Origin of the sequence: Psychrobacter sp. Sarcosine-3u-12 (assembly GCF_002836005.1) — a bacterium.
GTDB lineage: Bacteria > Pseudomonadota > Gammaproteobacteria > Pseudomonadales > Moraxellaceae > Psychrobacter > Psychrobacter okhotskensis.
Map to the genome: position 1 here is coordinate 1 of NZ_PJBY01000009.1, position 7625 is coordinate 7625.

A 7625-nucleotide genomic window follows, 5' to 3' on the forward strand; every position below is an offset into this window, starting at 1 on the left:
ATTAAATACGGAAGTACTTGGCGCAGCCGATGTCATGTTAGTCAGCAAAGACAGTATCTTAGCGGCAGCCAGCAATACGCTATGGACGGCAAAGACGATCGTTAGGCAATCAGGCGCTACTCAGTCGGATGTGGTGGCAGGCAATTATACGCTGACGGCAAATACGATTGACTCGCTCTCTGGGGTTGGTGGTCAAGTCGATCTATCAGGCTTAAATATCAGTGCCAATAGAGAGCCACTAGCGATACAAGCACAGGGTGGTGAATTGCAATTACACAGTCAACAAAGCATGACGATTGGTAGTGAGTCAGGACAGGTGAATGTGTCGAGTCCGAAGCGTATTAAGCTACAAACGAGTGCGGGTGCGTCGATTACGATAGATGATAGCGGCATTAAGCTGGTGTGTCCGGGGGTGATTAAAGTGCAGGCGGTGAAGAAGGGTTTGGTTGCGGGGGCGAACATTACACCAACACTGCCATCTCTAGGTGGCTCAGAGGTTAAGTCTTATCTGACTTATGTCGCAAAAGACATGTTCGGAGAACCTATCGCTAATACTGAGTATCTATTATTTATGGAAGACGGTACGGTCAAAAGTGGTAAGACAGATGCGCAAGGTCGTACTGAGCAAGTAATCACTGATACCCCTGAAGAAGTCGGTATACATATCGTTGGTGACGAACACAAAGGGTTTACATTAAGCTTTGAGGATGACAAGTAATGGCTGAAAACCTAGATATTAAAGTGATTACTAGCAATGGATCTCCTGCTCAGTACGAAAAAATAGTAGTTGCTCATAATACTAGTACTGGTCTAAAAGAGAAGTCATTTACGACAAATTCTGATGGCGTTATCAAAACTGGTATTAAAATATCCAAATTATATCCAAAAAATACTTTCTTTTATTATGATGGTGGTCAAGCGCACATTAAAGTGTTGAATAAAGATACTCAAAGCGTTGGTCAAACACATTTGCTCAAAGTAAGTTCAAAAAACCCTTTGAACTTTCTTGTGCTCTACGAGTACCTTGATCAAGATGGATCTACTAAGAGTAATACCATCTCTGATCTCAACTACAAAGTATTTAATAAAGGTAAAGATATAAAAGTTGGAAGAACAGATAAAAGCGGTATGACATCAGCTTTTCAAGCGATAAAGAATCAAGGCTATCAGATACAAATAAAACCGAAAAACTCGTCAACTTATATCATACCTATTATTCGTAAAAAGTATAAAGATTCACAAAGCCCAACAGTAAAATATGACGGAACAACACTTTATGCGATATGCCTAGAAACCTATGTTGGCTTTAAAGTTGTTAATAATAAAAATAAAGGCATTGCCAACGTTAAAGTTTGGCTGGTTGATGAAAATGGAAAAAAGAAAGGCGATACGAGAACGACTGATAAACATGGACGTATCGCCCCTTTTATTCAAAACTTTGTCCGCAGTGTCAAAGTATCTCTTGCAGGCTGTGAGCTGACCTTAAAAGAGAAAGAAGTAGTCATTCCCAAGCATCAAGGCGAAGACCCTTATCACATCATTGAGATCAAAACGCAGACTTGCAGTACGGTACCAGACAAACCTAACATTGAAGCTATGCTTGGAAGTAAAAGCAAGCTGCCTATCGTTTATGATCTTGGAAAACGTGAACTACTGATTTTAAAGCCAAAAGATTTTAAACAATTTGAGTCAGTATCTGCTGAACTTGGAAAGCTGGTGCAAATGAGCTATCAGCAACGAGCAAGACTAGAGGGAGCTTATCAGCAGGGTAGATCGATTAAAGAGATACAAAAAATAGAGGATGCGTTAGGTATCGCTGAGGATGCGGTAAAAGAAAAGCTTAATGGTAGCTTTGCAACGAAATCTGACTTAAAAGAAGTGTTTTTAGTAGAGCGCTACGCTGGAAACGACAGAGGTAGAGGTAATACTCGCTTAGTCAGACGTTATCTAGAAAATGATGCTTATCTACGGTATCGTAATAATCGTATTAATCAGACAGATTATAGTATCAGTCTTGAAACAGGTAGTGGTGTCGGTATTTCGGCCAGTCCTGAGTCATTAGATGTAGCCGGACTCGTCGATAGTATCAAGAATATCTCTTTATCCGTTGAGAAAGAATGGGAATCTGAGCAGTACAGTAAAGATTTAGATTTGAGCTTTTTAAGTGATAGTCTCATTAATTCTGCCAATGAGCTTAGTCGTTCTATCCAAATATCAGAAAAGTTAGATGTCGATATCAATGCTCAGTGGTTACGTGCCGTTGGCGGAGCATCAGCTAGTGGCTCAGCAGAATGGAATCCTAAAGAAGGTGATATAGAGCTTAGTGGTGGGTTTGATGTGAGTGGCAAGCTAGTACTTTGCGAAGGTAATATCGAGACGAGAATGGCAATACCTTCAAAAGACGGCTGGCGATTACATGCAGAGTTTGAAGCTGCTGGTGAAATAGACTTAGGCGCTATCCGCTTTATTGTGTCTTGCGACTTTTATGGATTTACAGGAGTAAAAGCGAGCATTGCAGGCTCTGCCTCCATTAAGTTTGAAGGCGGCTCTCAAAAGCTCGTATCCGCCAGCCGCGCACCGAGACAGACGGCGGCGAATATGTGGGATGCGGCAAATAAACAACGTAAATTCGATGTCGAACGCAGCTATGAGCCTGTTGAGGTCATGGATGCCAACTCTAATACCAAAGCTGATATTGGCGTCGATGCCTTTGCGGGTGCTGAGGCAGGCATCACGCCTGCTGGCAGTATCGAGTGGCTAAACCCTGAGGTAAAAGACTTTAGATCTTTTGCCAAAGTGTCAGGCACTATCGCAGGTAGTGCGGGCGTTGGACTTAAAGGCAGTTTCTATATCTTTTATCAAGGTGGAAAGTTTAAAGTACGGGCGCAAGCGGCGCTATGTTTTGGACTTGGTGGTAAAGGCGGTATGGAGTTTGAGATAGACTCTGCATTGATTGCGGAATTTATACGCTGGTTGTCTTATCAGCTCTTGCATGCAGGGTTTCGAACTTTAGTTTATATCCAAGGAGCTGCTTTTGCAGCAATAAGTCAGCTATCAGTATTGGTACTGGGCAAAGATTCAAAAATCACGCAATCATTACAAGAAATAACAGACGATTTTGATAACTTTTTAACCTATATAGATACTGATAAAGCACGAATTGAGTTGGCGCGGCGCATTATCAGTAAACGAGATGACGATTGGCTTAAATATGCAACGCCTGAAGCTAAAGGTATGCTGCTCTATCAACTGACTCGGCATGCTAAGGTAAGTCATATTGAAGACCTGCCTACTGCTAGTGTTAGAAGTACAATACCTATCGATATTGATTTAGACTTATTAGAGTATCGCAAGCAAGCTATTATTGTCATCTTTGCTACCGTTACCACATCTCCTGAATGGCGCAATACGCTACAGCATATGACTGTTAACGGAGCAAAAGGGAGTTTGGGTAAAAACGAAGGCGATATCATTCGCTTGCTAAACTACGGTGTAGGACTAGCAGATGAAGCCGCTGTTCTAGCAATGATCAATTCAAACAGCACAGTAAAGCATAATACAGGTAGCTACTATGTAGATGCGTATATAACCATGCGCCAAAAGGTCAAACCCAGCTATCCTAAAGGCATAGAAGTGGTCAAAAATACCGATGCTAATTACGATATTTACAGTAAAATGGGCGACTACACCAGTCCAACCTTCTACGCCGCTGCCAATCCAGATCAGTACGATCATTCCGCCTTTGATGATTATACAGATACATCACCAATTAAAAGAAATGAAGATGATACTTACAATGTCTAACCAATCAGATCGTAATGTTTCTTTATGACATTGGCTTGCTTAAATTAGCCACGCAGCGGGCAGAAGTTGCTCTATCTTGATTTATATTAGAATTGTTAGAAATTAAAGGTGGATTTGGCTCTCTTTGAAATCGTTTAATAGTGACTGCACCTCCAGCACTTACATTACCAGCTGATCCTTCAGTAGCATCTACACCTCGCAGTACTTTCTTTATGCCTGTCTTAGGACCTTGGGGGTTATTCTCTGGACTACTAGCATAATATTCTGGATCGTACCAATCCGTCATCCATTCGTAGTTTTGGTTGACTAAATCATAGAGTCCTAAAGGGTTCGGTGGGTACAATCCGACAATAGGAACTGTAAGGACAAAAGAATTATACTTATCGCTTAGCTCACGCTGCTCTTCATATGTCCACATATTACGTTCAGGATCTATATCTCCTGTATCCGTTGGAAATAATACATATTGTCCGAGATTACGCGCTGTATATTCCCACTGGGCTTCGGTTGGTAGACCCATGGGGATGTCTAATTGTTGCCCCAGCCACTGGCAGTAGTGCTGCGCCGTCTGCCATTTGATACCAGCAGCAGCGCTAGGATGGCGTATTTTAATATTATTTTTTTGCATCCCTACTTTCTCTTGTCCGGTTGCCATACTATAGACATCAAAGTTACCATAAGTTGCCTTGTAGGCATTTATGCTAAAGCTATCGAGCGTCACTGGATGTAGGGGCTTATTATCAGACTGTCCAGTCAATGGCAGACCATCGGTCCAGTCGAGCTTATGACCAAAGTCGCCCATCTCATAACTACCCCCTTTAATAAAGCGCATGTTAGTCTTTTGCGTGGCTAAAAAGTCTGCTAATTGTTGCTGTTCTTCATCTGTTAGATTGCTACGAGTCTGTGGTACGCCGTTACTGTCCGTCGAGATAGCAGGCGTTTTAGCACAGGCAGATAGAGTAAATAAAGGCAAGACAAACAAAGATACGAATAAAGGCTTTAGGTTCATAATAAGCTACAGTGATTTTTTGTTGATAATTTCAGGTAATTATACTCATAATTTTGGTCTATTGTCTAAGTCGTTGTATTAAACAACGGTTGAGATAGCTAGGGTTAATAAAATGCGTCAGAAAGACGAACTCATATTGATCTATATCAAAGGCATCGAAGTGGTCAAAAACACCGATGCTAATTATGATATTTACAGTAAAATGGGCGACTACACCAGTCCAACCTTTTATGCCGCTGCCAATCCAGACCAGTACGATCATTCCGCCTTTGATAATTATACAGATATATCACCAATCAAAAGAAATGACGATGTTACTTATAATGTCTAACCAATCAAATCATAACGCTTTTTAAGAAATTGGCTTATTAAAGTTAACGACACAGCGAGCTGAGGTAAAAGCATTCTGATTAGCATCTTGTGCTTCCTCTATCAACGGTGGATTAGGCAAGCGTTTTATTCGCATTAGAGTAATTGACCCATTGGCTTGTATGTTTTGTGCCGAACCCCATTCAGCGTTTACTGAGCGCAAAACTTTTTCAGTACCCGTGTCAGGGCCTTGGGGATTATGCTCAGGGCTGTTGGCATAGTAATCCTCGCTATACCAGTCATTCATCCATTCATTATTTTGATTGGTCATGTCATACAGACCCAAAGGATTAGGAGGATATAGTCCTACAATAGGTATAGCTAAATTAGTATTATATTTTCTTGAGAGTGCTGACTTCTCATCAAACGTCCATATATTGTGTCCACCATTTATTTTACCGTTATCGGTTGGAAATAATATATATTTACCGCGATTGCGTGCGGCATATTCCCACTGCGCTTCGGTTGGTAGACTCATTGGAACCTCTAACTGTTGACCAAGCCATTGACAGTAGTGCTGTGCCGTTTGCCAGTTTACACCAGCAGCAGCATTAGATTGACGTAGCTCTATCGTAGTATCTTGCATACCAATTTTTTTTTGTTTAGTCGCCATACTATAGATATCAAAGTCACTATAAGTCGTTTTATAAGCATTCATACTAAAACTCTCAAGCGTCACCTTGTGCAGTGGTTTATTGTCACTTTCACTCCTAATAGGGCCACCATCATTTATAGTGACTTTAGAACCGAAATCACCCATCTCATAGCTACCGCCTTCGATAAAGCGCATGTTTTCCTTTTGCTGCACTAGGAATTCATCTAACTGCTGCTTTTCATCTGCTGTTAGATCGCTACGAGTTTGCGGGACGCCGCTACTATTTGCTGAAGTCGCAGGTTCTTTAGCACAGGCAGTGATAGTAAATAGCGGTAAGATAAACAAAGATACGAATAGAGGCTTTAGATTCATAACGGGCTACAGTGATGTTTTGTTGAGAAGTTATGGGGATTATACTAATAATTTGCTGGGATTGTCTAAATTGTTATATCAAACAATGATTGAGATAGGGAGGGATGATAAATTGCATCAATGGGGCGAGTTTATCCTGATCTACCCTGATGGTATAGAAGTAGTCAAAAACACCAGCCCGCAGTACGATATATTTATCAATCGTGGTAATGTCAATGACTATGAATTCTATGCGGCCAAAAATCCAGAACGATATGATCCAGCAGGTTTTGATGAAGACGATGACAACAGTTATATGGTTTAAGTAGAAAAACTTAGCTTAATTTTTCCTTGTTTTATGCGTCAAACTAGAGGAGTCGACGCATTAGCAACACATCTTGCAGACGTTGTACGATTCTGATTAAGTTTAGAATCGTCATCAATTAGAGGTGGATTAGGTTCTCTATGCCAGCGGCCTATAGTTACAGGACCTATGAACTTAATATTTCGTGCACTCCCTTCATTAGCATCGATACTGCGCAATACTTTTTCTTTACCAGTTGATGGACCTTTGGGGTTATTCTCAGGACTATTCCCATAATAGTTGGCATCATACCAATCAATCATCCATTCATAGTTTTGGTTGGTCATATCATATAACCCTAATGGATTAGGCGGATACAAACCTATTATAGGAACTGTTACCGAGGTATTATATTTACTATTCATGTCTCTTTTTTGTTCTGAAGTCCAAACATTTCGACCATCATCTATCTCACCATTATCCGTTGGGAATAGCACATACTGACCACGATTACGTGCCGCGTATTCCCATTGTGCCTCAGTCGGCAGACTCATCTGTACCTCAAGTTGTTGGCCGAGCCATTGGCAGTAGTGCTGGGCAGTTTGCCAGTTGATACCAGCAGCAGCATTAGGCTGATGTAGTTCTATGGTGTACTCCTGCATCCCTTCTTTGGGCTGACCAGTCGCCATACTATAGATATCGAAGTCGCCATAAGTTGCCTTATAAGCATTCATGCTAAAGCTATCAAGTAACACCTTATGTAAAGCCTTATTATCACCACCGCTAGAGATTGGCATACCTTCCGTCCAGTCTAGCTTAGAACCAAAGTCGCCCATCTCATAGCTACCGCCTTCAATAAAGCGCATATTCGCCTTTTGCTGGGCTAAGAAGTTATCCAACTGCTTTTTTTCATCTGCCGTTAGATCGCTACGGGTTTGCGGGACGCCGTTACTATCTGCTAAAGTCGCAGGTTCTTTGGCGCAGGCAGTCATAGTCAATAAGGGCAAAATAAACAAAGGTACGGATAGAGGTTTTAAAGTCATAATGAGCTACAGTGATGTTTTGTTGTGAATTTAGAGGATTATACTAATAATTTGCATGGATTGTCTAAGTGGAAATATTAAACTACTGTCGAGAAATATTGGGTTAATAAAAAGGGTCAAAAACACCAGCCCAAATTATAATATCTGGTG

The 7625-nt window shown here is 41.2% G+C and carries 7 protein-coding genes; 4 read left to right on the plus strand and 3 right to left on the minus strand.

The genetic code is table 11. The features are described from left to right. The coding region (locus CXF65_RS00540) for a DUF2345 domain-containing protein (protein ID WP_157823942.1) at positions 1-718 on the plus strand (718 nt) is incomplete at its 5' end. Beyond that, positions 718-3804, plus strand: a complete 3087-nt coding sequence (locus CXF65_RS00545) for a hypothetical protein (RefSeq protein WP_101210676.1) — start codon at positions 718-720, stop codon at positions 3802-3804. The genes CXF65_RS00540 and CXF65_RS00545, both read left to right, overlap by 1 nt. A 22-nt stretch (positions 3805-3826) precedes the next feature. Here the strand turns inward: CXF65_RS00545 and CXF65_RS00550 are convergent, their stop codons facing one another. After that, the gene (locus CXF65_RS00550) at positions 3827-4813 is read right to left on the minus strand and encodes a formylglycine-generating enzyme family protein (protein ID WP_101210677.1); all 987 of its coding nucleotides are present in this window, start codon (positions 4811-4813) and stop codon (positions 3827-3829) included. Positions 4814-4925: 112 nt separating this feature from the next. Here CXF65_RS00550 and CXF65_RS00555 point away from each other — a divergent pair, with 112 nt between their 5' ends. Continuing rightward, a complete protein-coding gene (locus CXF65_RS00555) occupies positions 4926-5144 on the plus strand; it encodes a hypothetical protein (protein ID WP_101210678.1) in 219 nt (72 codons plus the stop codon). Positions 5145-5165: 21 nt separating this feature from the next. On the opposite strand, the gene CXF65_RS00560 is transcribed toward CXF65_RS00555, so the two are convergent. After that, complete coding sequence (locus tag CXF65_RS00560) at positions 5166-6149, minus strand: formylglycine-generating enzyme family protein (protein WP_101210679.1); 984 nt, start codon at positions 6147-6149, stop codon at positions 5166-5168. 70 nt (positions 6150-6219) lie between these two features. On the opposite strand from CXF65_RS00560, the gene CXF65_RS00565 reads away from it, so the two are divergent. After that, a complete protein-coding gene (locus tag CXF65_RS00565; RefSeq protein ID WP_157823944.1) occupies positions 6220-6453 on the plus strand; it encodes a hypothetical protein in 234 nt (77 codons plus the stop codon). 38 nt (positions 6454-6491) lie between these two features. Here CXF65_RS00565 and CXF65_RS00570 read toward each other — a convergent pair whose 3' ends face one another. Next, positions 6492-7475: a formylglycine-generating enzyme family protein gene (locus CXF65_RS00570; RefSeq protein ID WP_101210681.1), complete on the minus strand. Its 984-nt coding sequence runs from the start codon at positions 7473-7475 to the stop codon at positions 6492-6494. Positions 7476-7625: the final 150 nt, after the last annotated feature.